Here is a 24379-nt window from a genome sequence, read left to right as displayed (position 1 = left end):
TCTCCCAAATAAAAAAGCCAAGAAAACACTTTCTTGGCTTTTTCTGCTGATACCAATCACTTTATTTGGCTTCTAATACACCACGACGGATTTGATCACGTTCAATAGATTCAAACAATGCTTTAAAGTTTCCTTCACCGAAGCCATCATCATCTTTACGTTGAATAAACTCAAAGAAAACTGGTCCAAGCATGTTTTCAGAGAAAATCTGTAATAACAGCTTTTTCTCGCCTTCTTTGGTATTTCCATCTAACAAAATACCACGTTTTTGTAACTCTTCAGTTGGTTCACCGTGACCAGGTAAACGATCTTTTAACATTTCATAATAAGTTTCTGGTGGCGCGGTCATAAACTTCAAACCTAAACCTTTCAACTTATCCCAGGTTGAAATTAAATCGTCTGTGATAAAGGCAATATGCTGAATACCTTCACCATTGAAATCAGCCAGAAATTCTGCAATTTGACCATTCCCTTTGTCTGAGTCTTCATTCAATGGAATACGGATCATACCATCTGGCGCAGTCAATGCTTTAGAGGTCAAACCGGTATATTCACCTTTAATGTCAAAGTAACGAATTTCCTGAAAATTAAAGATTTTTTCATAGAAATTCGCCCAATATTCCATGCGACCTTTATACACATTATGGGTTAAATGATCAATTTCATTAAGCCCTGCGCCACGCGGATTTTTTTCTACATCATCAAAGAAAACAAAATCATTTTCGTAAATATCACGATCTACAAGGAAAATTGGCATTCCTCCAATTCCCTTAATCGCTGGAATATTCAATTCCATCGGTCCTGCTTGTGAATACATAGGTTCAGCGCCTAGTGCTATAGCATTTTTAAAAGCTTTAGCTGCATCACGGGTTCTAAATCCCATTGCACAAGCAGAAGGTCCATGCTCTTTGAAAAAGAATGAAGCATAAGACTCTGGTTGATAATTCAAAATAATATTGATATTACCTTGACGCCACAAATACACTTTTTTAGATTTATGTTTTGCAACTTTGCTAAAACCAATGGTTTCAAAAATTTGATCTAATCCATTTTCCGTCGATACAAATTCAATAAAAGCAAAACCACATAATTCTAATGGGTTATCTAAAATATCCATCTAGTTTCCCTTATTTAGATAAATTCATCCGTTTTTTAATGCTGAGAACAGCTTATCGTTACTTTGATTCATTGATCAAAGCACCATGAAAGCTGGTCCTTTTCATTCCATCATTCAGCCTGTCTAATGCCAAAAATATCAGTTTGGTGACAGTGAACTTTTACTCTAAATTCATCCTATAAGAAATCTATAATTTATGCAATACATAATTAAATTATGTATTGTGTAATCTTGTTGATTATTTACTCAAAATATCAGGTCACTATTTTTGCTGAAAGGCACCACAATGTTATACGACTTTTCTACAACTTTTGATGATTCAGGTTTGAACGCTTCCCAATTAAAATCAGTAAAATTTAACCGCCATTGATAATACTCTTTGCCAATATCTTTAAATTGAATGGATAAATTAGAACCACTTTCATCATGACAGTGTGGAGAAGATTGATATTCCTCTTGAGAAAAACAAGCTCGAATCATCTCATATGAATGAAAAGCAACATCAGCCAACGCCAGTTTATAGGCATGATTCGGTTCTAACATGACAAAATCAGCGATCTCTTCTGCTCTTCCACCTCCAGAGTAAGTCGTACTCCAGCGCTTAACTACAGCAATAGCAAGCTTTTGACGATTTAAAGGATAAAATGCAGGATAAATACTCAATCCATCATTGTTTAATTCCTTATCAAAATCACTGTTACGACCATGATGCTGATACTGCTGAAAACTCCAAGAATTCAGTACAACATACTGATTGTTTTCTTTTATAAATTCGATTAATTGCGGTGTATCGTCAGTTAAATATAAATGAGTGTCAGCCCCTGATTGCTTTTTCCAAACTTCTACATCCTTTCCACAATTGACTTTTAATGCCTGACAAATTTGTTTAGCTTGTGAGCTTTCTGTTTTTAGCTTTATCCAAGGAATGGCTTTAATTTGATCGGCAACAGCAGCATGAGAGAGCAAGAACACCCATGTCAATATTATCCATTGAACAATGCTGTTAGATTGGCTTTTAAAGATAGGCATTATGATTTATCGTCCTTTAAAATGGGCTTGATCTTTCATTAAAAAAGCACGGACTCCTTCTAAAAAATCTTCCGACTGACCCGCCCTTCTTTGTAAATCCTGTTCAACTTTAATTTGAGTATAAAAATCATTGTGCATGGTGACCCGCATCGCTTGTTTGATCAATGCAAAACTCAAACTGGCTTGCGTAGCAAAATACTCAGCTAAACGTACAACTTCTAAAGCCAACTGATCATCTGCCACGACTTTATAAATCATTCCGATTCGTTCAGCTTCTTCTGCACTGATCTTTTCTGCTGTCAACATCAATGCTTTGGCTTTAGCAAAGCCAATCAAGCGTGGAAGTAACCATGTTGCACCGCAATCAGGAATAAGACCAATTTTACTAAAGATTTGCGAGAAACTTGCTGATTTTGCTGCAAGTGTAATATCACATAACAATGGTAAACTCGCCCCCGCCCCAACAGCGATGCCGTTCACCGCACAGATGATGACTTTGGGCATATCATTGATAATGTCTAAGAGTGGATTAAAGTATTTTTCCAACACCTCACCTAAGTCAATGACTCCACTATTGAGAACTTCTGGACTTATTGCTTGCCCTGCACAAAATGCTTTGCCAACTGCTGCAATGACAATCACACGAACTTCAACATCCTCTTTCCATTGCCTGAGTATCTCTATAATTTCTAGACTCATCTCAGGCGTTAAGCTATTCAATTGTTCTGGACGGTTAAGCTTTAAATAACCTACCCCATTTTTCTTTTCTATAATAACTGTTTGATATTCCATGATCATTTCCTCAATGTTTTTGTATAAATGATGTGGAGCAGTCTTATTCCCTTTGAGTTTGTTTCAAGTTCATTCTAAAGCATGTTTTTGATTTACAATTTACCAATTGTTTCAATTGATTTTTTATCCGTACATTATTCTGTATATGTTTTATAAATCAAAGTAATTTAATTTTTAAAAACAATAAAATACACATTAATTATAGCATGGATTAAATTCATTTTTGGCGGATTCCTGTCTCAGCACAGTATCACCAGGAGCCCTCGCATAACTAATGGGAGTTTATGCTAATGCATTGATTTAAATTTATGATATTTATATTAATTATCCCTATGCTTTTACTGGGTTTTATTCATTTCATATTCGCGTTATGATCATGTTGTAGACTGGTGATGCGTATAAATATTCAATTCAGCTTTTTGTTAAAATAAGGAAAATAGTCATGGCTTATCAAAACATTCTCGTGCCTGTAGATGGCTCAGAAACATCTTTATCTGTTGTTAAACATGCTGTGGAATTTGCAAAAGCATTTAAAAGTAAAATTACAGTTGTACAAGTCATGACATTGGACCCATATATTGCATCAGAATATTTGGCAAACGGTCAAAGTAATATGCTCATTGAACGTGCCCGTGAATTTATTCAAACCAATATCAACGAAGCCAAAGCACAATTCGCTGCAGAAGGCGTCCAAGTAGAAACTCGCTTACTTGAAGGTGAAAATATTGCGCATACATTAAATCAAGCCGTGCAAGATTTAAAAACTGATTTAGTCATTCTTAGCTCACATGGACGTACAGGATTGAAAAAAATTATCATGGGAAGTGTTGCACAAAATTTGTTAACTGAATTACAAATTCCTGTTTTAGTCATTAAATAAATTGACTCAATGTCTAAAAACCTCACGCTAGAATTATGGTGAGGTTTTTAATTTTAAGGTGACCATTGGTATTTTTTTAAATTAATTTTGCCATCAACAACGACCACATCTTCCTCGCGTAATTTTGCCGTCTGTATACACATACCATGTTCATCCAATTTATTCAGACTGATACGACCTTGTGAGTTGACGACCCGATACCATGGAATATCATGATCTTCTGGAAGTTGTCCCAGTACACGCCCGACAAGCCGTGCATGTTTTGGTAAGCCAGCAAACTTTGCGACTTGACCATAACTTGCCACTTTGCCTTTTGGAATCTGCACGATGACATTTAAAATCATCTGCGCCAGTTCATGATTTTGCATTAGACCTTAACATTTAAATAATTAAAAAATGTTGAAAATAACTCAACAAAATTGACTTAGAAAATAAGCTTCGAACATTTTAGGCAAATGTAATTTAATAGTACATATTCTAATCTTAAACCCTACCTGAAATACAACAACAAGAGTATGCAAAAATGAAAGGAATCTTCAATAAACTGCTTTTATCTACCGCATTGGTCATGGGCACTGTGACATCACTCGGTTTGTCCAATACCTATGCTGCTCCAAGTATTGATATTCAAAGTGTTCTTCAACAAGAACGCGCTTGGGCTGGAATGGAAACCAAACGAGTTAAGGTTGGTGATATTGACTGGGCATACAGTGAAGGGGGACCTGCAGGAAAACCAACGCTTATGCTTGTACATGGGCTTGCAGGTAGCCGAGACAACTGGAACCGTGTGGCACGTTATTTAACGCCATATTATCATGTCATTATTCCTGATTTACCGGGTCAAGGTGATAGTAAAGTTCCAAATGATTTTGACTACTCACTCCCGAATTTGACTGAAAAGTTACGTCGTTTTGCAGAAGCAATCAAAGTTGAGAATGGTCTAAATGTTGCAGGACATTCAATGGGCGGTTCGATTTCGTTACTATATGCTGCTCAGTATCCTGTCGATACCAAGTCACTGTTCTTAATCGACAGTGCAGGCGTATTTAAATCTGCCAATACGCCATATCTTAAAGATCCAACCACTTTACGCAATATGATCGTCAGTAAACCTGGCGACTTTGATCGCTTAATGAAGATAGCGACTAGCCTTCCACCATTTATTCCAAAAGAATTAAAAGACTCTCAAGAAAAACTGATGATCAGTCAATCTGCGAACACAACAAAACTGGTTGAACAATTGATTGTAATGTCTAAATTGTTTACCCCTGATTCATTTGCGATTGCAGCACGCTCTATTGATCAGCCTGTATTAATTGCATGGGGTGATAAGGATCAAATTATCAATGTTGAAGCTGCTGCTGAATTGAAGGGTTTGTTAAAAAATGCTCAAGAACCTGTAATCTTAAAAGGTGTAGGACATTTACCACTTCTTGAACAAGAGCAATTGTTGATTAAGCCGTATTTGGATTTCTTGGCAAAAAATGCGAAATAATGATTCGCTAATCTATGAGACCTTAAAAAATACCCTTCATGTTGAAGGGTATTTTTTAAGCTGGTATGACATTAAAGTTCAACATTTGAATGTGACTTTTTGAATCAGAAATTTGCTGGATTTTCCAAGCGCTTCACTTCTTGAGCCTTTTCTGGGTGATGAACGGTTGCAACGCCATCATCAGATTTTTTATCAACCAATGCTTCCGGATTATAAATCGTAATTGTTTCGTGACCTTCAGCATCCTCACCCACAATATATTTAAATCCTTTGCGATTCATTTTATTGCACATGCGTTGATACCAGCCTTTGAAACCTTGAGTTTCTTCGTTGGGATTGTAATAAAAAGCATTCATTACCGCAGGTAAGCCTAGACCACAGACCACGCCTGAAAGTAATACACTGATAAAAGTATAACCAATCAAAATACTGCTGTAATCACGTAACTCTGGTACGTTTGCCACAGCAAGAATCAATGCAAGTGAAATACCTCCTCGAACCCCTCCCCATGACAAAATGGCAAGACTACCGTTATAGCTCTTTTTTCGAAATGATGGGAAGAATGCAAAAGCAAGGAAATTTGCCGCAAAACGTGATAAATGCAGGGCAAAGAATGCAAAAATACCACCCAGAATAAGACTGGTACTAAGATCCAAAATAAAGATTTCCAGACCAATCAAAGTGAATAAGAATGAATTAATAATCCCTTCAACCGTATGCCAGAAGTGATTGACCTCACGAATTTCACGGTCTTGTAGAATTTCTTTCCATTTATTCCCGACGATCAAACCACCGATGACACAAGCAATTGGTGCAGATGCGTGCGCAAACAATGCCACAAGATACGAACCACACGCCAACAATGCCGTAGTTAAGATGAGAGATTCCATCTCATGTTTACCACGTAATAAACGTAAAATCCCTAAACCGAATGCCCAACCAATGATCACAGCCACTACAATTTCATATAATAGGGTTTGTAGGGTTGCAATCAGACTGAAATGTTCACCTTCAAGGACATTCAATAAGGTCATAAAGACGGCAATACACATTGCGTCATTAAATAAGGATTCACCTTCTAATTTGACCATCAAATGATGTGGTGCACGTACTGAACTCAGTACGCCTTTAATCCCAATTGGATCCGTTGCTCCAAGTGCTGAACCAAGTAATAACAACACTAAAATAGACACAGGATTTCCAATCAAGAACTGGAAGCCAAACACCAATCCTGCAAAAAATACTGCACACAACAATAGTGCAATTGTGGCTAAGATACTGATCGGCTTCCAATAGACTTTTAAATCAGAAACTTTAAATTTCAATGCGGATGATGTCAGAATGAAACAAATCACACCATTGACTAAAAAATCATAAAAATCGACATGGCGCACTGCCTCTTCAATATTATGAATATTAATCGAGATAAATTGGTTACCATTCAGTAAACTGGCACCCCATTGCAAGATAAAGACAAAAATTGCAGAAACGATAGGTACACCAATCGCTTGAGGAAAACCGAGTATACGTTTATTAAATATGGTCGTCGCAATAGAAAGCGCAAAAACTACTGTAAAAACTTGGAGAAAGAAATAATTACCCATTCGAACCCTATTTTCGATTTTTAATTTAAATGCACATCAAACACTCAATCATTTCTTTATTAAATATAGAATAAAAGACCATTTAACAATCAATATAATTTTACAAAAAAAAGTACAGTCTGACTTTTTTCGTTATATTTTTTAACATAAAAAATTGGCTTGGAAAATCTATTTAGAAAAAAAGAGCATATCTTGTGCTCTTTTTTAAACCATTGAACTTAAACAACTTATTTAAACGTATCACAACTATTGATATCGCCTGATTTCATCCCTGTATTGAACCACTGCATACGTTGTTGACTGGTACCATGGGTAAAGCTATCTGGAACAGCATAACCACGTGCCTTTTTCTGCAAATAGTCATCACCAATTTTCTCTGCGGCATCCATTGCCTCTTCGATATCGCCTTGCTCAAGAAATTGTGTACGCTGTTGTGTACGATTCGCCCATACACCTGCTAAACAATCTGCCTGTAATTCCAAACGCACTGAGAGTTGGTTACCCTGAGCTTGATTAGCACGTTGACGAGCCTGTTGAACTTGCGAGGAAATACCCAATAAATTTTGAATATGATGACCAACTTCATGTGCAATTACATAAGCTTGTGCGAAATCACCTGCTTCATCTTGTGCAGATAACTCAGATTGGTTTTTTTCACCTGAAATACCCATTTGTTGGCGCATATCTTTGAAGAATTGAGTATCAATATAAACTTTTTGGTCTGCTGGACAATAAAACGGTCCCATCGCAGACTCAGCTGTTCCACAACCTGATTGCACAGCGCCACTGAACATCACCAGTTTTGGTGGTGTATATTGGGCACCTTGTTGAATAAACACTTGTTTCCAAGTATCTTCCGTATCTGCTAAGACTGTTTTAACAAAAGAAGCTGTTTCTTGCTGTTCAGGCGTCGCATTGGCAGGTGCAGTATTATGGCTCACATTACCTGAGGTGACTTGCTTGGTTGCTTGATATGCCTGCTGCGGGTCAACACCAAAAAATTTCCAAGCAATAAAAGCAACAACCAATCCTAAAATGCTAATACCACCCGCTTTCACACCGCCACCACCACGGCGATCTTCGACATTATCGCTTTCTCTACGTCCTTTCCAACGCATAGATTTGTCCTTTTATTTTTAAATTGGAATCAGTTTTACAAAGATTGTTTTATGAAGCAGTTTTAGATTGACCACGTAATTTTTGAATCAGTCCAACCACCAATACCACAGCCAAACCAGCAACAATACCAATGACCAGATTGATCAGTGTTGGTGTGAGTGCACCAATGATATTTCCCACTGTTGGAATGTGTTCAATATGATCGACAGCTTCTTCAGTCAAGTGGTGCAAAGTAGATACCGCATGACTGATAATCCCTCCTCCCACAAGGAACATCGCAACTGTTCCAACAATAGTTAATGTTTTCATGAGTTTCGGTGCAAATGCCAATAAGCCGCGACCAATACTTTTTTTTACATTCGATGCTTGTTGCGTCAAGTACAAACCTAAATCATCAATTTTGACAATCATCGCAACAAAGCCATAGACCCCTACAGTCATAATCACGGCAATCACGGACAGCACCATGACTTTTGTACCAAAAGCAGCGGTTGCAACCGTACCTAAAGAAATCACCACAATTTCAGCAGAAAGAATAAAGTCAGTGCGTATCGCACCTTTAATTTTCTCTTTTTCAAAAGTTGCTAAATCAGTTTCAATCTGCTCAAGCTCTTGTTGAGCACCCTCTTCAGTTGTGGCTTTTTTATGCTTCAAACTGTGCAGTACTTTTTCTACACCTTCATAACATAGAAACAAACCACCAATCATTAATAAAGGATTAATCAGCCAAGGGGCAACCACACTAATCAATAGAGCTAATGGTACTAAAATGAGTTTATTGATAAATGAACCTTTCGCAACACCCCAAACGACGGGAAGTTCACGTTCAGCTCGAACACCACTGACTTGTTGTGCATTGAGTGCTAAGTCATCACCTAAAACGCCTGCTGTTTTTTTTGCTGCCATTTTACTCATGACTGCAACATCATCAAGCACTGCTGCAATATCATCTAATAATATTAATAAACTACTTGCCATTTCTTATCCAAAATTTTAGTTATCACACTATTTTAAAGTGAAATTTCATTTTTCTATATAAAATTTTGTAGATTTTCACATTTATCCATAAAAATTGGTTCTGGGCTATTTTTCGCTGACATTAAAATAAATTATCTCGTACAATAGTGCCCATTCACAAAACACGACTGTCTCTATAAAGACTTTGGAAGCGATAATGACGAATCAAGATAATCGTCCTGTGATTTTGACAGGCGACCGTCCTACTGGACAACTACATTTGGGACATTTTGTAGGTTCTTTGCGCTCACGAGTAGGCTTACAGGATTCTCATCATCAGCATCTACTTCTCGCTGATGCTCAGGCTTTAACTGATAATGCTGATAACTTTGAAAAAGTTCGCCGCAATATTATTGAAGTCGCTACAGACTATTTAGCTGTTGGTATTGACCCAACCAAAACTACGATCTGTGTTCAATCATGCTTGCCAGCATTAAATGAACTGACCATGTTATATTTAAACTTTGTCACTGTGTCACGTTTAGAGCGTAATCCAACAATTAAAGCTGAAATTCAATTGCGTGGCTTCGAACGAGATATTCCAGCAGGTTTCTTGTGCTACCCCGTTGCTCAAGCTGCTGACATTACTGCATTTAAAGCGACAGTCGTTCCTGTAGGTGAAGACCAGATTCCAATGATCGAACAAACCAACGAAATTGTTCGTCGTTTAAATCGTCAAATTGGTCAAGAGGTTTTACCTGAGTGTAAAGCACTTTTATCCAATATGAGTCGTTTACCTGGTTTTGATGGTAAAGCTAAAATGTCAAAATCTTTGGGCAATACCATTGTCTTAGATGCGACAGATAAAGACATCAAAAAAGCAGTCAATGCAATGTATACCGATCCAAATCACTTGCGTATCGAAGATCCAGGTCAAGTAGAAGGTAATATTGTATTTACCTACTTAGATGCTTTCGATCCAAACAAAGAAGAAGTTGAAGAACTGAAAGCACATTATCGTCGCGGTGGTTTAGGCGATGGTACAGTGAAAAAGCGCCTTGAAGGTGTTCTAAAAGAGTTGATCACACCAATTCGTGAACGTCGTATGGAACTTGCAAAAGACCCAGATTACATCATGGACATCTTAAAAACAGGCACTGAAAAATGCCGTGTTATTACCCAAGATACCTTAGATGAAATCAAAAATGGTTTAGGTGTATTCCATTTCTAATCTACTTAAATCTATCTAAAAATAAAAAAAGCCACTGAATTCAGTGGCTTTTTTAATCGCATCAATTAATTTTTATGGCGCATATGTGGGAATAAAATCACATCACGAATACTTGGTGCATTAGCAAACAACATCACCAAACGGTCAATACCGATGCCTTCACCTGCTGTTGGAGGTAAGCCGTATTCTAATGCTTCAATAAAGTCCGCATCGAAGTGCATTGCTTCATCATCACCCGCATCTTTTTCAGCAACTTGTGCTTGGAAACGCTCAGCTTGGTCAATTGGATCGTTTAACTCTGAGAAACCATTTGCAAGCTCACGACCACCAATAAAGAACTCGAAACGATCCGTAATATGTGGATTGTCATCATTACGACGTGCCAAAGGTGAAGTTTCAGCAGGATATTCAGTAATGAATGTCGGCTGACGTAATTGAGTTTCAACAGTTTCTTCAAATACGATTGTTTGTAGTCGACCCAAACCAAAACCAGGCTTCACTTGCTCTTTAAGCTCTTCGCGTACAAATGTCGCCAAGAACTCACGATCAGATACATTTTCTGCAGTCAAACTTGGGTTATGCTCTAAAATTGCATCGAACATTGAGATTTTCTTAAATGGACCTTTGAAGCTATATACTTCATCCCCATAAGGCACATCCGTTGACCCTAAAATATCAATCGCCAGTTTTTCCAACATACCTTCAGTCAAAGCCATAAGATCTTTGTAGTCAGCATAAGCTTGGTAGAACTCAATCATGGTGAATTCTGGGTTATGACGTGTTGATACCCCTTCATTACGGAAGTTACGGTTAATCTCAAATACACGTTCAAAACCACCAACAACTAAACGTTTTAAATATAGTTCAGGTGCGATACGCAAGAATAATGGCATGTCCAATGCATTATGATGTGTTTCAAATGGACGTGCTGACGCACCACCTGGAATCACATGCATCATCGGAGTTTCAACTTCCATAAAACGTTCATTGGTTAAGTAATTACGAATACCAGAGACTACTTTTGCACGAATTTCAAAAGTTTTACGTGTTTCTTCATTCACAATTAAATCTAAATAACGTTTACGATACTTCACTTCAGTATCAGTTAAACCATGAAACTTATCTGGAAGTGGACGCAAAGATTTGGTCAATAATTCAAAATGTTCGATATGTACATATAAATCGCCCTTACCAGAACGACCAATATAGCCTTGAACAGCAATAATATCGCCTAGATCTAAACTTTTTACAGTTTCCAATACTTCAGGAGCAAGTTCTTTACGAGGAACATAGAGCTGAATACGACCTGTCATGTCTTGGATCACAATAAATGATCCACGGTTCAACATCACACGACCTGCGACAGAAACGTGGACTTGTTCACCAGCTTCAATTTGTTCTTTCGTTTGATCTGCAAATTGATCTTGTAAATCCTGTGCGTAATGCTCACGCTTAAAAGTATTTGGCCACGGGCTAACACCAGTTTCCTTGGCATGATCTTGAATTTGCTTTAACTTGGCATGACGCTGTGCGATTAAATCGTTTTCGGAAATGGGTTGTTCAGAAGTCGATTGAGCGTTTTGTTGCGTCATCTCTGCCTCGATTATATTAAAAAACGGAAGTTGCATAGCATAGCAGATTTACAACATAATGCGTATGAATATAACTCAATGAACCCTGTAAAAATTAAAAATCATGAATAAATACTGGCAAGGATTCGCCCAAAGTATCATTCTTTTCAATGTTTTGTTGTTTTCAGGCGAAATTACCGCAGAGCAAATCATTGTCATGAGTAATACTCGCAAAGATCTCCCAATAAAAATTGAAACGACAAATATTGCAAATCAAGATTATATTTGGCAATTGGAAATCAGCCCAAATCAGCAGACTCAAAAGATTCAAATTAAATTGATGAATCCACACCCCACACAAAAAACACTCAACAAAAGAGCTTTAGAAATCGCCAACACAATAACATTGGCACAACTTCCTCAGGTCAGTAATGATTTTAAAAATAAACCCCTCAATCTTGATGAAGAAAATATTGCAAGAACAACATATTATTATGGAAAATACAGCTTATTTATCAAATTTCCTAAGACCATTAGCTATGCAATCAAGCCTCATTTTTCCCAATTACAAAGTGTGTTAGAACCGTTTTGCCAACCTGTAGATGCAAACTCGAACCCTAAAATACAATTTGATTCACAGGGAAATATCGCATTGAATGTCAAATTTCTCGTTGGCACAGAAGGACAAATTCGAAAAATGGAATATGTCCCTAAAATAAATCATGACATTAAAATGATATTAGAGCCCTTACTTAAAAAAATTCGCTTTTACCCACGCAATATTTCAGGTGTATTAACATCCTTTTCTATCGAACAACCGATCATTATTCAATGTCATGCACCCAAAAACGAAACAACATCAATTCATCTTAAACCTACTAAATGAATAAAAAGGTCTGATTTAACTAAGGTTGTTCTGCCAATGATTTGACAACAGCAAAGCCTTGTTGAAACCCACGATCCATCATTTCTTGATATTCTTCAGCAGTTTCAACCTCAGCGTGTAAAGTGGTTATACCATCTTGTTCATCTAGATGGTATTGCTCAAATGTGCCATTCCATTCTTGGGTTTCGGCACTTGTGGTATCCGCTATACCATTTCTTAATATGCCTAAATGTTTGAAAACCACTTTTTTAAATTGCTCTAACTCGACAATGGTAGCAACCATTCCATCACCATTGGCATCTTGAAATAATGTCTCACCACCAATTTTCCAATCCGATTGCATTTGTGACGTTTCACAAAAGGATTGTGTCCATTGAGAATAAGTGTGCGTATCCCAAAGAATATTCCATACTTTCTGTGCAGTTGCATGGATTTTGATATCGTATTTTAATGTGATCATCCCAATCTCTTTTTTAATTGTGTTGCATATAGCTTAGTATAATCACGGATAGAAATGATTAATTTTTGTTAACAAGGCATTTAAATAGAAATAATTTTAATATTTATTTTTCAATACATTACAAAATAATCTAATTTATTTGATGGAAAAAATAAAAGTTCTTAGACCAAAAGCTAAGTTATAAAAAATATCTTGCTCAGTACACTAGCTTCATACCAAAAATAGTTGAAATGGAAAGTTTTTAAATCCATGAATTATTGTTTCTGTCTATAGATATAAAGACAATATGCAAGTGATAACAATGAGCAATACTAAAATTTTATTTTTACATGGCTTGGATTCATCTAAAGAATCAACCAAGTTCCATGCCATCAATGCAATTAAAAAATATTGCATTAATGTGGATTATCGCAATTTAAACTATCAAACTGTTGAACGTTTTTATCACGATATCATTGAAAAAATTAAGCCAGATTTATTGGTAGGACATAGTTTAGGTGGCTATTGGTCATTAAAAATGTCTCAGAAACATCGTATCCCGACTGTGATTGCCAATCCAAGTTTAAAACCTGACTTTCGTGACGATTATCCTGAGATCAATGAAGCTGATCTTGAGCATGATATTCCTCAAATTGCATATATTGAATTGGGTGATGAAGTCTTGGATATGTACAAAGTTTTTGAACAATTAGACCCATATATGCAGATTGAAACTGTTGAAGGGGGACATCATCGATTGGCTCAACCCGAAAATCTAAATCGCTTAATTCGCTATATGGAACAGACTTTTATTTATTGATTTCTATGAACAGACTAAACTTGTCGATGCATATATAAAAAAGCCTTGTTAAAACAAGGCTTTTAAACAGATTAAGCGACTGCTTTTTCTACGGGTTTTGAGCGTTCATCTAAGACAGACCAAATCTTTAAACCCAAGTCTTGATGTAAGTCAGGCAAATCAAGAAAAATACTCGCACCCAATACTGTATGATGACATTTGTGCATCAATTGGTTGACTGCTTTGAGTGTTCCACCTGTTGCCAATACATCATCCACAATAATCACTTTTTGTGGTGCAATGTTAGCGGACATTTCCAAACGATCTAAACCATATTCCAGACTATAGCCCACGCCAACAACCGGTGGTGGCAATTTTCCTGCTTTACGCACCAGCAATAACCCCTTGCCTGTACGTTGTGCCAATAAGCTCGCTAAAACAAAACCACGTGCTTCTACCGCAACAAAACTCTCCACCTCTGCCAATTGTTCATCAGGAATACTTGCAATCAATGCATCAGCCAATTCACCCAGATTGTTCATAAACAATGGGGTTAAATCATAAAAACAAATACCTGGTTTTGGAAAATCTTGGACAGTACGAATACTTGACCACAAAGCAGTAGACATGTTCATCATTAGGGAGATATTTAAAAGAAAATTAATGCGTGAATTTTAACGCTTTTTAAGCAAAATTGACAGCGACACCAAACCCAGAAAGATCCTACACCAACTTAAGTTATTGATTTTATTAAAGCCATTTTTATATAAAATATTGGCTATAGTTTAACCTTATTTTATTTTAACAATACTTTTGTAATTTATCATTCAGACCTTAGTCTATATTCAATGATTTAAACAATTTAGGACGTCAGATTGACATTTACTAAAAATCAGTTTCCTTAAAAACTTTACCCAATCAGTTGGCATAATAAACATTGCTTTTGTCCTGACCTGCCATTCAGCTTTTACAAGAGTGAGATAAACTCCGATATTTACTTTACTTTAGACACAGAACTGCGTAAAAATTTAGAGGAATATGTACACACTTTATTTGCATATTATTTGAGTCAAGCAGCGGATGGAATTTTACTGGCAGAAAAGCAATCTACCTGTCAGTTATCGGAGAATCAGATGAAGAAATATCAATGCATCGTTTGTGGTTGGATTTATGACGAAGCAGAGGGTTGGCCACAAGACGGCATCGCAGCAGGTACCAAATGGGAAGATATCCCAGACGACTGGACTTGCCCAGACTGCGGTGTTTCTAAAGCAGACTTTGAAATGGTAGAGATCTAAAATATCGCGTAAAGACCATGTTTACATGGTCTTTTTTACGTATATTTGTCATAAAAATTATTCAATCCCCCACTCTTTTAGGCATGTATGGAGAAAGATATGCAACCAATCATCATCATCGGTTCTGGTATGGCAGGTTATACACTGGCAAGAGAATTCCGTAAGTTAAACACTGAACAAGCGTTAGTGATGATTTGCGCAGATGATGCGGTCAATTATGCGAAACCTACATTGTCGAATGCCTTAGTTGGCAAAAAAGCACCTGAGCAAATAGGTTTAGGCGATGCTGAAAAAATGAGTACGCAATTAAATATGCGTATCGAAAAAGAAACTTGGGTAAAAAACATTGATGCAGAAAAGCATGAGTTAACCCTTGAAAAAGATGGTCAGACTTCAACTCAAGCCTACTCGAAACTCATCCTTGCTGTTGGTGCAAACCCAATTCGCTTGGCCATTGCTGGTGATGGCAGTGACGACATCCATGTCGTGAACTCGCTCATAGACTATCGTGCATTTCGAGAAACACTGGAACATTGCACGACAGGTGAATGTGGAAATAAACGTGTCGTGATCTTGGGTGCGGGTCTGATCGGTTGCGAATTTGCCAATGATTTACAAAATACAGGTCATCAAGTCACAGTGATTGATTTGGCACCACAACCCTTAGGTCGTCTGCTTCCGCAGCATGTCGCACAAGCATTTAAAGAAAATCTTGAAGAATCGGGTATCAACTTTGTTTTAGGTACAACTGTAGAAAAAGTATCTAAAACCGAACGCGGTTATATCGTTTCATTGGCAAGTGGTCAGTCATTAGTCGCAGATGTGGTCCTTTCCGCGATTGGTCTACAACCGAATATCGCGTTAGCAAAGACAGCAGAAATCAACACCAGTCGAGGCGTGATTACCAATACTTTACTTGAAACCAATCAAGCGGATATTTTTGCAATTGGTGACTGTGCGGAAGTAAATGGAACACTGTTGCCATATGTAATGCCAATCATGCAACAAGCTCGCGCTTTAGCCAAAACATTAAGTGGTCAAACGACTACAGTTCATTACCCAGCAATGCCTGTTGCGGTAAAAACGCCAGCTGCACCATTAACGGTCTTACCTGCGCCAATTGGTGTTGAAGTCACGTGGGAAAATGAAGAGTTTGACGATGGAATGTTATCTAAAGCCACTGATGCTGATGGAACATTACGTGGTTTCGTCTTACTAGGAGCAACGGCAGGTAAACAACGCCTTACTTTAACAAAACTGGTTCCAGACTTGATTCCTGCATCAGTTTAAGGGTTTAATAGCAAGGATATTTTTTAATCAAAATATCCTTGCTTAGGAAAATAACAATGAATAGCGCACTTCAATTCCAAATTTCACCGTATGCTTCATTCATGAATGAAACCAAAGTCGATTTAGGTAATGGTATTCAACTTCATGTCGAAACAGGAGGAAATCCAGAACACCCTTCGATTCTTTTGATTATGGGATTGGGAGCGCAAATGTTATTTTGGCCCGACTTTTTTTGTAAGTCCCTCATAGATCAAGGCTTTCATGTCATTCGTTTTGACAATCGTGATATTGGCTTATCGTCAAAAATTCGCCACAAAGGTCCACGTTTAAACTCGTATAAACTCATGGGGCGTTTTGCATTAGGCTTACCGAATGATGGCGCACCCTATAATCTATTTGATATGGCAGATGATGTCGCGTTATTGATTGATCGCTTAGGAATTGAAAAACCGCATATTCTCGGTGCTTCAATGGGTGGAATGATTTCTCAAATTTTAGCGGCAAAATATCCAGAAAAAATTGAGAAAGTTGGACTTTTGTTTACCAGTAACAACCAACCGCTTTTACCCCCGCCTTTTCCAAAGCAACTCTTTAGTCTAATAGGCAAGCCTGAATCTCGTGATGAAGAAGGGATTGTGAATCATTCACTCAAGGTTTTTCAAGTGATTGGGTCCCCAGGTTATATTAATCAAGTTGAGGCAATTCAGACCGCGCGTAAATTATATCGCCGTAGTTATCATCCTGCGGGTGTACTTCAACAGTTTTTAGCAATATTATGTACAGGTTCCTTACTTAAATTGGATAAACAGATCAATAAGCCAACGCTGGTGTTACATGGTTCTAAAGATCGTTTACTACCTCCAAGTCATGGTAAGGCAGTTGCGAAAGCAATTTCGGGCGCTAAATTTGAATTAATTGAAGGAATGGGGCATGATATCCCACCGCATTTTGTTCCTCAACTTAGCGGCTTATTTGCACATCATTTTAAATCATAAGCATTAGGACACTATGGCTGCATTACCATCCCTAAGACAGTTGTCATATTTAGTGACATTGTCTGAGACGTTGCACTTTACTGAAGCAGCGCGCCGTTCGTTTGTAACTCAATCCACATTATCGGGTGGAATTATGGAGTTAGAGCGTTTATTGGGTGGCGTACTCGTAGAACGTGATCGCCAAAACGTACGTTTAACTCCCTTAGGTGAACAAGTTGTTGCCCGAGCCCGTGTTCTACTCGCCGATGCACAAGACTTAATGCGTTTAAGTCGTGAAATGAGTGAGCCTTTGACTGGTGATTTACATTTAGGGATCATTCCCACCATCGCACCATTTATTTTGTCTCAACTTTTGGAAGAAGTGCATAAACAACTTCCTAAGATTCAACTACATTTACACGAAGCACAAAGTGAAAAAATTGTTGAAAAACTTGAGCACGGTAATTTAGATGTGATCATGCTGGCATTGCCTTTTGACACACGCGGTCTAAAAGTTGCTGAAATTGCAAAAGAAGATTTATTCTTGGTTTGCAATAAAGCAGATCAAAATGCCATGAATGCAAGAAGTTTAGACGACCTAGATTTGTCACATCTGATGTTGCTTGAAGAAGGACATTGCCTGCGTGATCATACGTTAAGTGTTTGCCCAATTGGTGAACGTAAAAATGATCATCGTTTAAAGGCAAGTTCTTTACCAACACTGGTTGAAATGGTGAGTTCAAACTTGGGCTATACCTTACTCCCTGAGATTGCGATTCATGCCCATATGTTGAAAAACAATGATCAAATTGTGGTAAAACCAATTGAAAATGCACCTTCTCGTACACTCGCTTTGGTCACACGTAAAAGCACACCACTGCAAAGTGAATTTGATGTCTTGTTGCAAATTCTTCAGAAGATCACCACCAATTTACGTTAATCTGCGAATTTCTAAAAGGAGTCAAATATGACTCCTTTTTTAATCATTAATGTTAAGCAGATGATTCTTTAAATCACCGAATTTATGTCTAGCGGGTTAGCCAAATTTTAAAGATGATGTTTTCTTCAAACTAAAGGTGTTAATATTTGCACATTACACCGTTAGCTTTCTAACTTTGCATGGTTTGTTACGATAAAAAATCGCGAAAAATCGACTTACTTTGTTTTATTTTTCAATTTTTGAAAAATGCTGTAAGCGACACATAGCCAATCACTCTATTGGTCAGCGTTCCCAAGGGCTTGGATTTTTCAAGCATCGTTAACAGGTTTCCACAGTTTTTCTGTGCCTGAATTTTCGATAGGACGCACCATGAATCGACCTTTATTTATTATTTTTTCAACGATTGTTTTAGATTCGATTGGAATCGGAATTGTATTCCCATTACTCCCCTCATTACTTAAAACGCTAAGCCAACAACAAAACGTAGCACTCTTGATGGGTTTTTTCATCGGTTGTTATGCAATGATGCAATTCATTTTCTCTCCGATTTTGGGCAGTCTTAGCGATAAAATAGGAAGAAGACCTGTACTGTTAATTTCTTTAGCTGGCTCAACGATCAGCTATCTATTATTGGCTTTCTCTTCGCATTTAAGTTGGTTGTTCATCGGAAGAATCATTGCTGGAATGACCAGTGCCAATATGGCTGTCGCTTCAGCTTATATCGTTGATATTTCATCAACAGAAAATCGCGCCAAGTACTTTGGTAGATTCAATGCCATGTTTGGTTTGGGCTTCATTATAGGTCCTGTACTCGGTGGACTATTAGGACAATACGGACTCAAACTCCCCTTTCTGATCGCCGCATTTTTGACGGGATTGAATTTTTTAATTGCTCTCTTTGCTTTGGCTGAATCTCGCCCCCAACATGCCACCATTCAAAACCATGCCAGTTTAAATCCATTTAAAATATTTAAAGTTGCACTTAGTCAAAGAAACCTAATTCCTCTAATGGTAATATTTTTTATATTTAGTGCCTGTGGTGAGGCTTATGGGGTTTGCTGGGCACTTTGGGGACATGACACCTTTCATTGGAACAGTTTTTGGGTCGGGCTCTCTTTAGGTACTTTTGGATTATGCCAAGCTCTGGTTCAATCCTTGCTCCCCCAACATGCTGTCAAATTTTGGGGTGAACGAAATACCGTACTCATTGGATTAGGCTGTCTCTTTGTTGCTCTAAATATCATGGCTTTTGCTCAACAAGGTTGGATCATCTTTGTCATCATGCCAATTTTTGCCTTAGGCAGTATTGGAACACCATCCTTACAAGCGTTAGCATCTGCAAAAGTTTCCGCAGATATACAAGGACAATTTCAGGGCTTGATTGCATCTACCGTGAGTCTAGCCTCAGTCATTTCTCCCTTATTTTTTTCGAGTATTTATTTTCACTTTCATACTCAATGGTCGGGTGCAATCTGGTTAATCGTTGCAATTATTTATTTGTTTGTCCTCCCTTTGATACTGTTTCAACTCAAAGCTAAACCGCTTTAACTTTCAGCTAACTATCTTTGTTTTATAAACGGGTTTATCTCTAGCCATATTCTGAAGAAACAAAAAAACCCGATTGAAATCAATCGGGTTTAAATCGTGAAATATTAAGTTTAGCCGTTAAAATGCTCTAACAAGGTTTTTTGTGCATTGTGTACAGTTTCACCTTCTTTAGGTTGAGCACGAACCCATGTACCATCTCCCTGTAACAACCAAGCTTGAGTATTATCTTTAAGATAATTCACCAAACCTTGCTGATAAATACGCTTTTTCAGTGCAGGATCTTCGATTGGGAAACATACTTCGACACGATTAAATAAGTTTCGATCCATCCAGTCCGCACTTGAGCAATAAATACGGGCATTTCCGTTATTACCAAAATAATAAACACGGGTATGTTCCAAGAAACGTCCAACAATTGAACGTACACGAATATTTTCCGAGAGATTTGCTAAACCAGGACGTAAACAGCAGATTGAACGAATAATCAAATCGACTTGTACACCTGCTTGCGAAGCCTCATACAACTTATTGATTAACTGAACCTCTGTTAAAGCATTCACCTTCACAATGATTTGAGCTGGTTTACCCGCTTTAGCATTGGCAATTTCATCATCAATATAAGCGATTAACTGTGCATGTAAGGTAAACGGTGCGTGTAGAAGTTTTTTCAACTTCGCCATTTTACCCATGCCCGTCAACTCTTGAAAAATACGATGCACATCTTCACAGAGTTCTTTGTCTGTGGTTAATAAACCATAATCGGTATATATGCGTGCATTGGTTGCATGATAGTTGCCTGTTCCTAAATGAACATAGCGAACAAGTTTATTATTCTCACGGCGAACCACCAAAATCATTTTGGCATGTGTCTTATAGCCCACAATACCATATACCACCACGGCTCCTGCTTCTTGCAATACATTGGCAACAGCAATGTTTGATTCTTCATCAAAACGAGCACGCAGTTCAATCACTGCTGTGACTTCTTTACCATTTCGCGCCGCTTCGGCTAAGACCTGTACGATTTCTGAATCCGCTCCACTACGATACAAGGTTTGTTTGATCGCAAGAACTTGAGGATCTCGTGCTGCTTCACGCAACAAATTGATTACAGGTGCAAAAGATTCGAAGGGATGGTGCAAAAGAATATCTTGCTTCTGCATGGCTGAAAAAATATTTTCAGACTTTTTCAATACTTTTGGAATTGCAGGCACATGTGAATCATAGCGCATATGTGGACGTTTAAAATTTGATACTAAACGTGCGAGGTTTACTGGTCCATCGACTTTATAAAGTTGCTCTTCTTCTAAATCAAATTCATCCAACAAATATTCATAAATATGTTTTGGACAGTTTTCAGTGACTTCTAAACGCACCGCACGACCAAAACGACGTGAACTCAATTCACCTTTAAGTGCTTTCGCCAAGTCTTCAACATCTTCGTTCAGCGCTAAATCTGCATTACGTGTCACACGGAACTGATAGCAACCTGTTGCAGTCATCCCTGGAAATAAATCAGAGACATGTTCATGAATAATCGCAGACAACATTACAAAATGTTCTTTACCGCCCGTCAATTCATCAGGTAAACGTACCACACGCGGTAAAGAACGAGGTGCTGGAACAACCGCTAAATCAATTTGTCGACCAAAAGCATCTTTACCTTCTAAAGTGACAATAAAGTTTAAGCTTTTATTTACTAAGCGTGGGAATGGGTGCGCAGGATCAAGACTAATTGGCGTCAATACAGGCGCAACTTGTTCTTGAAAATATTTTTTAATCCACACCGACTGAGCAGGTGTCAGTTCTCCACGACGTAAGAAACAAATATCTTCTTCACGGAGTTTCGGGAAGATCTCTTCATTTAAGATACGGTATTGGCGTTCAATGGCTTCATGGGCTGTTTTAGAGATTTGATCTAGAACTTGCTTAGGTGTAAGCCCATCAGGTGAACGACTTTCATTCCCCAGCGTTAATTGCTCCATCATTCCAGCGACACGAATCTCAAAAAACTCGTCCATGTTGCGAGAAAAAATCAGCAAAAAATTCATACGTTCTAGTAGCGGATGCAGAGGATCAACAGCTTGCTCTAAAACACGCAAATGGAAATCTAAGATAGAAAGTTCACGATTGATATATCGTTCATTATAAGAATATTCTGTCGGTATTGTTGGAGTCACTGCGGTATTCATGCAATAAACCTGCATCAAGAAAATGTCATTATTCTAGTATGCTTCAAATTTATGACAATTTCATAAAAAAAGCATCACGATATAAAAAAAGCACATTTTTTTTGTGCTTTTCTTAGGGGCTGTGGACATTTCATAAATGACTTGCGTTGTAGGTTAAAATTGAGCAGGCAAGGCATGAAATGAAGAGAATAGCGAGACTATTTTCAAGTTTCATAACGTAGCCAGAGATAATTTTAGCCACAACCCTTCGGGACTAGTGTGTTTTTTGTCGCTTCGTCGTTACGAACTACTCATTTAGAATGACTAAATTTCGTATTTCATGCCTAGAATCGTCTAAAAAACACACCTAGTCGCAAACATAGACGAATTGTCCACAGACCCTAACATGATAATTTCACTTTTTAAATATTGCAGATTATTTTGGGATACGGGTATAACGCATATATTTTAATACCAGTTTTTTTCGATAGAGCAATTTAGGATCATTGCGATTTTCTTGATAGTATTTGGGATTGGTCAAAATCACCGCTAAAAAGGCAGCTTGCTCTCGGTTTAAACTTTTTGCACTTTTACCAAAATAATAACGTGAGGCTGCTTCTACTCCATAGATATGATCGCCAAACTCAACAGAATTCATATACACTTCAAGAATACGCTGCTTAGTCCACATACGCTCCATCATGGTCGTTGCAATGGCTTCCTGCCCTTTACGAATCACTGAACGGCGGTTATAGAAAAATAAATTTTTAGCCAGTTGTTGCGAAATGGTTGAACCCCCAGCGACAACTTTGTCTTTCTTTAGATTACGTTGCAAAGCATCTTCGATCCCATCCCAATCGAAACCATGATGATCTAAAAACTTGGCATCTTCAGCCGCAACAATTGCATGCTTAATGTTGTCACTTATCTCATCATAATTGCGCCATTGATGTTCAATCGGTTTAAAATCTGAGAAATATGTCCAGCGCATAAACATTGTGGTTTCTACATCATGGGTACGCCAATACACTAAACTGGAGAAAATCCATAGCTGAATCAAAATCAAAATACTGATTATGATTAACAAAGCACGAACAATAAAAGCTTTCATCTCAGCTGTTTACTCCGAAAATGCTGACATTTCATGTTAAGCTGAATCTATCAATAAAAAGCTAAGAAATAGCATGTCGAATTATCAAGACTCATCCGTATATAACTCACCCAACACGATTGGCAAAATCACCTTATTGTTAATTGCAATCAATGTAGGTTTATTCGCCATCCAAGTTTTGTCAGGCGTTAATATTACTGACCCCACCACATTGGATGCTTTGCGTTGGGGTGCTGATTATGCACCTTTAACCTTTCTAGAGGAACCTTATCGTTTATTCAGCAGTATGTTTTTTCATTTTGGCATTTTGCATCTGTTGATGAATATGTGGGCACTGTATATTTTTGGTGATGTCGCTGAAAAAACCTTTGGGAAATTTTATTTCCTGGGACTGTATTTATTAGCGGGATTGATGGGAAGTCTACTCAGTGGCTACTTGGATATTCGGAATAGTTATGAATTTTTACAGCACTTTGACCAAAAACTGATTCCTCATGTATCCGCTGGAGCATCTGGGGCAGTAATGGGCTTAGGGGGTGCTTTAACCCTACTTTCTTTGTTCCCACCTACTCCAAACCAGAGATTTGTTCTGGATAAAAGATCACTCTTAACGGTGCTTGCAATCAACTTAGCATTCGGCTTCCTTGCTTCTGGAATCAACAATGCTGCGCATATTGGAGGCATGTTAATGGGAGCTGTGATGGCTTTAGCTTGGTATGTCATGCAACGTATGAAAGCACCGATTGCTGTAAATATGATCATTGTGATTTTAGGCATCGCTGTTACATATGCGACATATCTATATTGCCAACATTTGGTGGGTCCAATTACACCACTTTGGCAAGAAGCAGTTTCACAAATGCGAGCGCAATTTCAATTTTGATCAGCAGTGTATCTGCAAAATTTAAATCATCCCTAAAAATTAAAGTATTTCAGTCGAGTATTTATAGTCAATCTGTTGAAAAATGCATACAGCAAAATATAAGTTTTCTTGATTCATAAAATTACTACTATGGATCATTGTTTGGCGATATAACGCATTCAATGTCACACTTTACATCTAAAGTTGTAATTCAAAGAAGCTCACCAAAAAGTGAGCCTCTTTATTGCCATCACTTCATAATATCC

The 24379-nt window shown here is 37.7% G+C and carries 23 protein-coding genes; 11 read left to right on the top strand and 12 right to left on the bottom strand.

Going from position 1 to position 24379, the window contains the following annotated elements:
- Nucleotides 1-61: 61 nt before the first annotated feature.
- The 3 genes from hppD to TOL5_RS05740 form a co-directional block, all read right to left on the bottom strand.
- Nucleotides 62-1117, bottom strand: coding sequence for a 4-hydroxyphenylpyruvate dioxygenase (gene hppD / locus TOL5_RS05750; protein WP_004829476.1), 1056 nt, complete (start codon nucleotides 1115-1117; stop codon nucleotides 62-64).
- 246 nt (nucleotides 1118-1363) lie between these two features.
- Nucleotides 1364-2146 (bottom strand): hypothetical protein, encoded by a 783-nt coding sequence (locus tag TOL5_RS05745; RefSeq protein WP_121774298.1) that lies wholly within the window; start codon nucleotides 2144-2146, stop codon nucleotides 1364-1366.
- Between the two features lie 6 nt (nucleotides 2147-2152).
- On the bottom strand, nucleotides 2153-2938 hold the full coding sequence (locus tag TOL5_RS05740; protein WP_009586328.1) for an enoyl-CoA hydratase-related protein: 786 nt from the start codon (nucleotides 2936-2938) through the stop codon (nucleotides 2153-2155).
- Between the two features lie 442 nt (nucleotides 2939-3380).
- Between TOL5_RS05740 and TOL5_RS05735 the strand changes: the two genes are divergently transcribed.
- A complete protein-coding gene (locus TOL5_RS05735) occupies nucleotides 3381-3818 on the top strand; it encodes a universal stress protein (protein ID WP_121774297.1) in 438 nt (145 codons plus the stop codon).
- Between the two features lie 53 nt (nucleotides 3819-3871).
- On the opposite strand, the gene TOL5_RS05730 is transcribed toward TOL5_RS05735, so the two are convergent.
- On the bottom strand, nucleotides 3872-4186 hold the full coding sequence (locus tag TOL5_RS05730; RefSeq protein WP_042090045.1) for an MGMT family protein: 315 nt from the start codon (nucleotides 4184-4186) through the stop codon (nucleotides 3872-3874).
- A 155-nt stretch (nucleotides 4187-4341) separates the two neighbouring features.
- On the opposite strand from TOL5_RS05730, the gene TOL5_RS05725 reads away from it, so the two are divergent.
- Nucleotides 4342-5313, top strand: a complete 972-nt coding sequence (locus TOL5_RS05725) for an alpha/beta fold hydrolase (RefSeq protein WP_005033008.1) — start codon at nucleotides 4342-4344, stop codon at nucleotides 5311-5313.
- 104 nt (nucleotides 5314-5417) lie between these two features.
- Here the strand turns inward: TOL5_RS05725 and TOL5_RS05720 are convergent, their stop codons facing one another.
- The 3 genes from TOL5_RS05720 to TOL5_RS05710 all read right to left on the bottom strand — a co-directional run bounded on the left by TOL5_RS05720 (nucleotide 5418) and on the right by TOL5_RS05710 (nucleotide 9014).
- Entirely contained in the window at nucleotides 5418-6917 is a 1500-nt protein-coding gene (locus TOL5_RS05720) for a cation:proton antiporter (protein WP_221260673.1), read from the bottom strand.
- A gap of 227 nt (nucleotides 6918-7144) precedes the next feature.
- Nucleotides 7145-8035, bottom strand: a complete 891-nt coding sequence (locus TOL5_RS05715; RefSeq protein ID WP_121773830.1) for a neutral zinc metallopeptidase — start codon at nucleotides 8033-8035, stop codon at nucleotides 7145-7147.
- A gap of 49 nt (nucleotides 8036-8084) precedes the next feature.
- Entirely contained in the window at nucleotides 8085-9014 is a 930-nt protein-coding gene (locus TOL5_RS05710; RefSeq protein WP_121773829.1) for a DUF808 domain-containing protein, read from the bottom strand.
- Nucleotides 9015-9210: 196 nt separating this feature from the next.
- On the opposite strand from TOL5_RS05710, the gene trpS reads away from it, so the two are divergent.
- Complete coding sequence (gene trpS, locus TOL5_RS05705) at nucleotides 9211-10224, top strand: tryptophan--tRNA ligase (protein ID WP_005033016.1); 1014 nt, start codon at nucleotides 9211-9213, stop codon at nucleotides 10222-10224.
- Nucleotides 10225-10289: 65 nt separating this feature from the next.
- Here trpS and lysS read toward each other — a convergent pair whose 3' ends face one another.
- On the bottom strand, nucleotides 10290-11816 hold the full coding sequence (lysS, locus tag TOL5_RS05700) for a lysine--tRNA ligase (protein ID WP_005033018.1): 1527 nt from the start codon (nucleotides 11814-11816) through the stop codon (nucleotides 10290-10292).
- 103 nt (nucleotides 11817-11919) lie between these two features.
- Here lysS and TOL5_RS05695 point away from each other — a divergent pair, with 103 nt between their 5' ends.
- Nucleotides 11920-12681 carry a hypothetical protein gene (locus TOL5_RS05695; protein WP_121773828.1) on the top strand — a complete coding sequence of 254 codons (762 nt, stop codon included), beginning with the start codon at nucleotides 11920-11922 and terminating at the stop codon, nucleotides 12679-12681.
- A gap of 19 nt (nucleotides 12682-12700) precedes the next feature.
- On the opposite strand, the gene TOL5_RS05690 is transcribed toward TOL5_RS05695, so the two are convergent.
- Nucleotides 12701-13141, bottom strand: coding sequence for an SRPBCC family protein (locus TOL5_RS05690; protein ID WP_005033023.1), 441 nt, complete (start codon nucleotides 13139-13141; stop codon nucleotides 12701-12703).
- A 301-nt stretch (nucleotides 13142-13442) separates the two neighbouring features.
- On the opposite strand from TOL5_RS05690, the gene TOL5_RS05685 reads away from it, so the two are divergent.
- Entirely contained in the window at nucleotides 13443-13940 is a 498-nt protein-coding gene (locus TOL5_RS05685) for a YqiA/YcfP family alpha/beta fold hydrolase (protein ID WP_004829489.1), read from the top strand.
- Nucleotides 13941-14011: 71 nt separating this feature from the next.
- Here the strand turns inward: TOL5_RS05685 and TOL5_RS05680 are convergent, their stop codons facing one another.
- On the bottom strand, nucleotides 14012-14557 hold the full coding sequence (locus TOL5_RS05680; RefSeq protein ID WP_121773827.1) for an adenine phosphoribosyltransferase: 546 nt from the start codon (nucleotides 14555-14557) through the stop codon (nucleotides 14012-14014).
- Between the two features lie 495 nt (nucleotides 14558-15052).
- Here TOL5_RS05680 and rubA point away from each other — a divergent pair, with 495 nt between their 5' ends.
- The 5 genes from rubA to TOL5_RS05655 all read left to right on the top strand — a co-directional run bounded on the left by rubA (nucleotide 15053) and on the right by TOL5_RS05655 (nucleotide 19969).
- Nucleotides 15053-15217: a rubredoxin RubA gene (rubA, locus tag TOL5_RS05675; RefSeq protein ID WP_004678010.1), complete on the top strand. Its 165-nt coding sequence runs from the start codon at nucleotides 15053-15055 to the stop codon at nucleotides 15215-15217.
- A gap of 99 nt (nucleotides 15218-15316) precedes the next feature.
- Nucleotides 15317-16507: an NAD(P)/FAD-dependent oxidoreductase gene (locus TOL5_RS05670; protein WP_042090036.1), complete on the top strand. Its 1191-nt coding sequence runs from the start codon at nucleotides 15317-15319 to the stop codon at nucleotides 16505-16507.
- A 56-nt stretch (nucleotides 16508-16563) separates the two neighbouring features.
- On the top strand, nucleotides 16564-17502 hold the full coding sequence (gene estB, locus TOL5_RS05665) for an esterase EstB (protein WP_121773826.1): 939 nt from the start codon (nucleotides 16564-16566) through the stop codon (nucleotides 17500-17502).
- Between the two features lie 13 nt (nucleotides 17503-17515).
- Nucleotides 17516-18421, top strand: a complete 906-nt coding sequence (gene oxyR / locus TOL5_RS05660) for a LysR family transcriptional regulator OxyR (protein ID WP_004829493.1) — start codon at nucleotides 17516-17518, stop codon at nucleotides 18419-18421.
- A 369-nt stretch (nucleotides 18422-18790) separates the two neighbouring features.
- Nucleotides 18791-19969, top strand: coding sequence for a TCR/Tet family MFS transporter (locus TOL5_RS05655; RefSeq protein WP_121773825.1), 1179 nt, complete (start codon nucleotides 18791-18793; stop codon nucleotides 19967-19969).
- Nucleotides 19970-20079: 110 nt separating this feature from the next.
- On the opposite strand, the gene ppk1 is transcribed toward TOL5_RS05655, so the two are convergent.
- Both ppk1 and mtgA read right to left on the bottom strand, forming a co-directional pair.
- A complete protein-coding gene (gene ppk1, locus TOL5_RS05650) occupies nucleotides 20080-22161 on the bottom strand; it encodes a polyphosphate kinase 1 (protein WP_058969012.1) in 2082 nt (693 codons plus the stop codon).
- A gap of 415 nt (nucleotides 22162-22576) precedes the next feature.
- Nucleotides 22577-23251, bottom strand: a complete 675-nt coding sequence (mtgA, locus tag TOL5_RS05645) for a monofunctional biosynthetic peptidoglycan transglycosylase (protein ID WP_046759719.1) — start codon at nucleotides 23249-23251, stop codon at nucleotides 22577-22579.
- A 73-nt stretch (nucleotides 23252-23324) separates the two neighbouring features.
- On the opposite strand from mtgA, the gene TOL5_RS05640 reads away from it, so the two are divergent.
- Entirely contained in the window at nucleotides 23325-24134 is an 810-nt protein-coding gene (locus tag TOL5_RS05640; protein WP_004829497.1) for a rhomboid family intramembrane serine protease, read from the top strand.
- Nucleotides 24135-24379 lie beyond the last annotated feature (245 nt).

It is taken from the genome of Acinetobacter sp. Tol 5, from assembly GCF_019702905.1.
Lineage (GTDB): Bacteria > Pseudomonadota > Gammaproteobacteria > Pseudomonadales > Moraxellaceae > Acinetobacter > Acinetobacter bereziniae.
The sequence above is the reverse complement of the archived record's forward strand: the minus strand, read 5'-3'. Positions and strand labels throughout refer to the sequence as shown.

What these genes read in the sequence shown, in the direction of transcription:
- TOL5_RS05695 (WP_121773828.1), top strand. Translation starts at nt 11,920, where the DNA reads ATGAATAAATACTGGCAAGGATTCGCCCAAAGTATCATTCTTTTCAAT.
- mtgA (WP_046759719.1), bottom strand. Translation starts at nt 23,251, where the DNA reads ATGAAAGCTTTTATTGTTCGTGCTTTGTTAATCATAATCAGTATTTTG.
- TOL5_RS05735 (WP_121774297.1), top strand. Translation starts at nt 3,381, where the DNA reads ATGGCTTATCAAAACATTCTCGTGCCTGTAGATGGCTCAGAAACATCT.
- TOL5_RS05655 (WP_121773825.1), top strand. Translation starts at nt 18,791, where the DNA reads ATGAATCGACCTTTATTTATTATTTTTTCAACGATTGTTTTAGATTCG.
- TOL5_RS05715 (WP_121773830.1), bottom strand. Translation starts at nt 8,035, where the DNA reads ATGCGTTGGAAAGGACGTAGAGAAAGCGATAATGTCGAAGATCGCCGT.
- TOL5_RS05640 (WP_004829497.1), top strand. Translation starts at nt 23,325, where the DNA reads ATGTCGAATTATCAAGACTCATCCGTATATAACTCACCCAACACGATT.
- TOL5_RS05725 (WP_005033008.1), top strand. Translation starts at nt 4,342, where the DNA reads ATGAAAGGAATCTTCAATAAACTGCTTTTATCTACCGCATTGGTCATG.
- trpS (WP_005033016.1), top strand. Translation starts at nt 9,211, where the DNA reads ATGACGAATCAAGATAATCGTCCTGTGATTTTGACAGGCGACCGTCCT.
- hppD (WP_004829476.1), bottom strand. Translation starts at nt 1,117, where the DNA reads ATGGATATTTTAGATAACCCATTAGAATTATGTGGTTTTGCTTTTATT.
- TOL5_RS05685 (WP_004829489.1), top strand. Translation starts at nt 13,443, where the DNA reads ATGAGCAATACTAAAATTTTATTTTTACATGGCTTGGATTCATCTAAA.
- TOL5_RS05690 (WP_005033023.1), bottom strand. Translation starts at nt 13,141, where the DNA reads ATGATCACATTAAAATACGATATCAAAATCCATGCAACTGCACAGAAA.
- ppk1 (WP_058969012.1), bottom strand. Translation starts at nt 22,161, where the DNA reads ATGAATACCGCAGTGACTCCAACAATACCGACAGAATATTCTTATAAT.
- TOL5_RS05740 (WP_009586328.1), bottom strand. Translation starts at nt 2,938, where the DNA reads ATGGAATATCAAACAGTTATTATAGAAAAGAAAAATGGGGTAGGTTAT.
- rubA (WP_004678010.1), top strand. Translation starts at nt 15,053, where the DNA reads ATGAAGAAATATCAATGCATCGTTTGTGGTTGGATTTATGACGAAGCA.
- TOL5_RS05670 (WP_042090036.1), top strand. Translation starts at nt 15,317, where the DNA reads ATGCAACCAATCATCATCATCGGTTCTGGTATGGCAGGTTATACACTG.
- lysS (WP_005033018.1), bottom strand. Translation starts at nt 11,816, where the DNA reads ATGACGCAACAAAACGCTCAATCGACTTCTGAACAACCCATTTCCGAA.
- oxyR (WP_004829493.1), top strand. Translation starts at nt 17,516, where the DNA reads ATGGCTGCATTACCATCCCTAAGACAGTTGTCATATTTAGTGACATTG.
- TOL5_RS05720 (WP_221260673.1), bottom strand. Translation starts at nt 6,917, where the DNA reads ATGGGTAATTATTTCTTTCTCCAAGTTTTTACAGTAGTTTTTGCGCTT.
- TOL5_RS05745 (WP_121774298.1), bottom strand. Translation starts at nt 2,146, where the DNA reads ATGCCTATCTTTAAAAGCCAATCTAACAGCATTGTTCAATGGATAATA.
- estB (WP_121773826.1), top strand. Translation starts at nt 16,564, where the DNA reads ATGAATAGCGCACTTCAATTCCAAATTTCACCGTATGCTTCATTCATG.
- TOL5_RS05680 (WP_121773827.1), bottom strand. Translation starts at nt 14,557, where the DNA reads ATGATGAACATGTCTACTGCTTTGTGGTCAAGTATTCGTACTGTCCAA.
- TOL5_RS05710 (WP_121773829.1), bottom strand. Translation starts at nt 9,014, where the DNA reads ATGGCAAGTAGTTTATTAATATTATTAGATGATATTGCAGCAGTGCTT.
- TOL5_RS05730 (WP_042090045.1), bottom strand. Translation starts at nt 4,186, where the DNA reads ATGCAAAATCATGAACTGGCGCAGATGATTTTAAATGTCATCGTGCAG.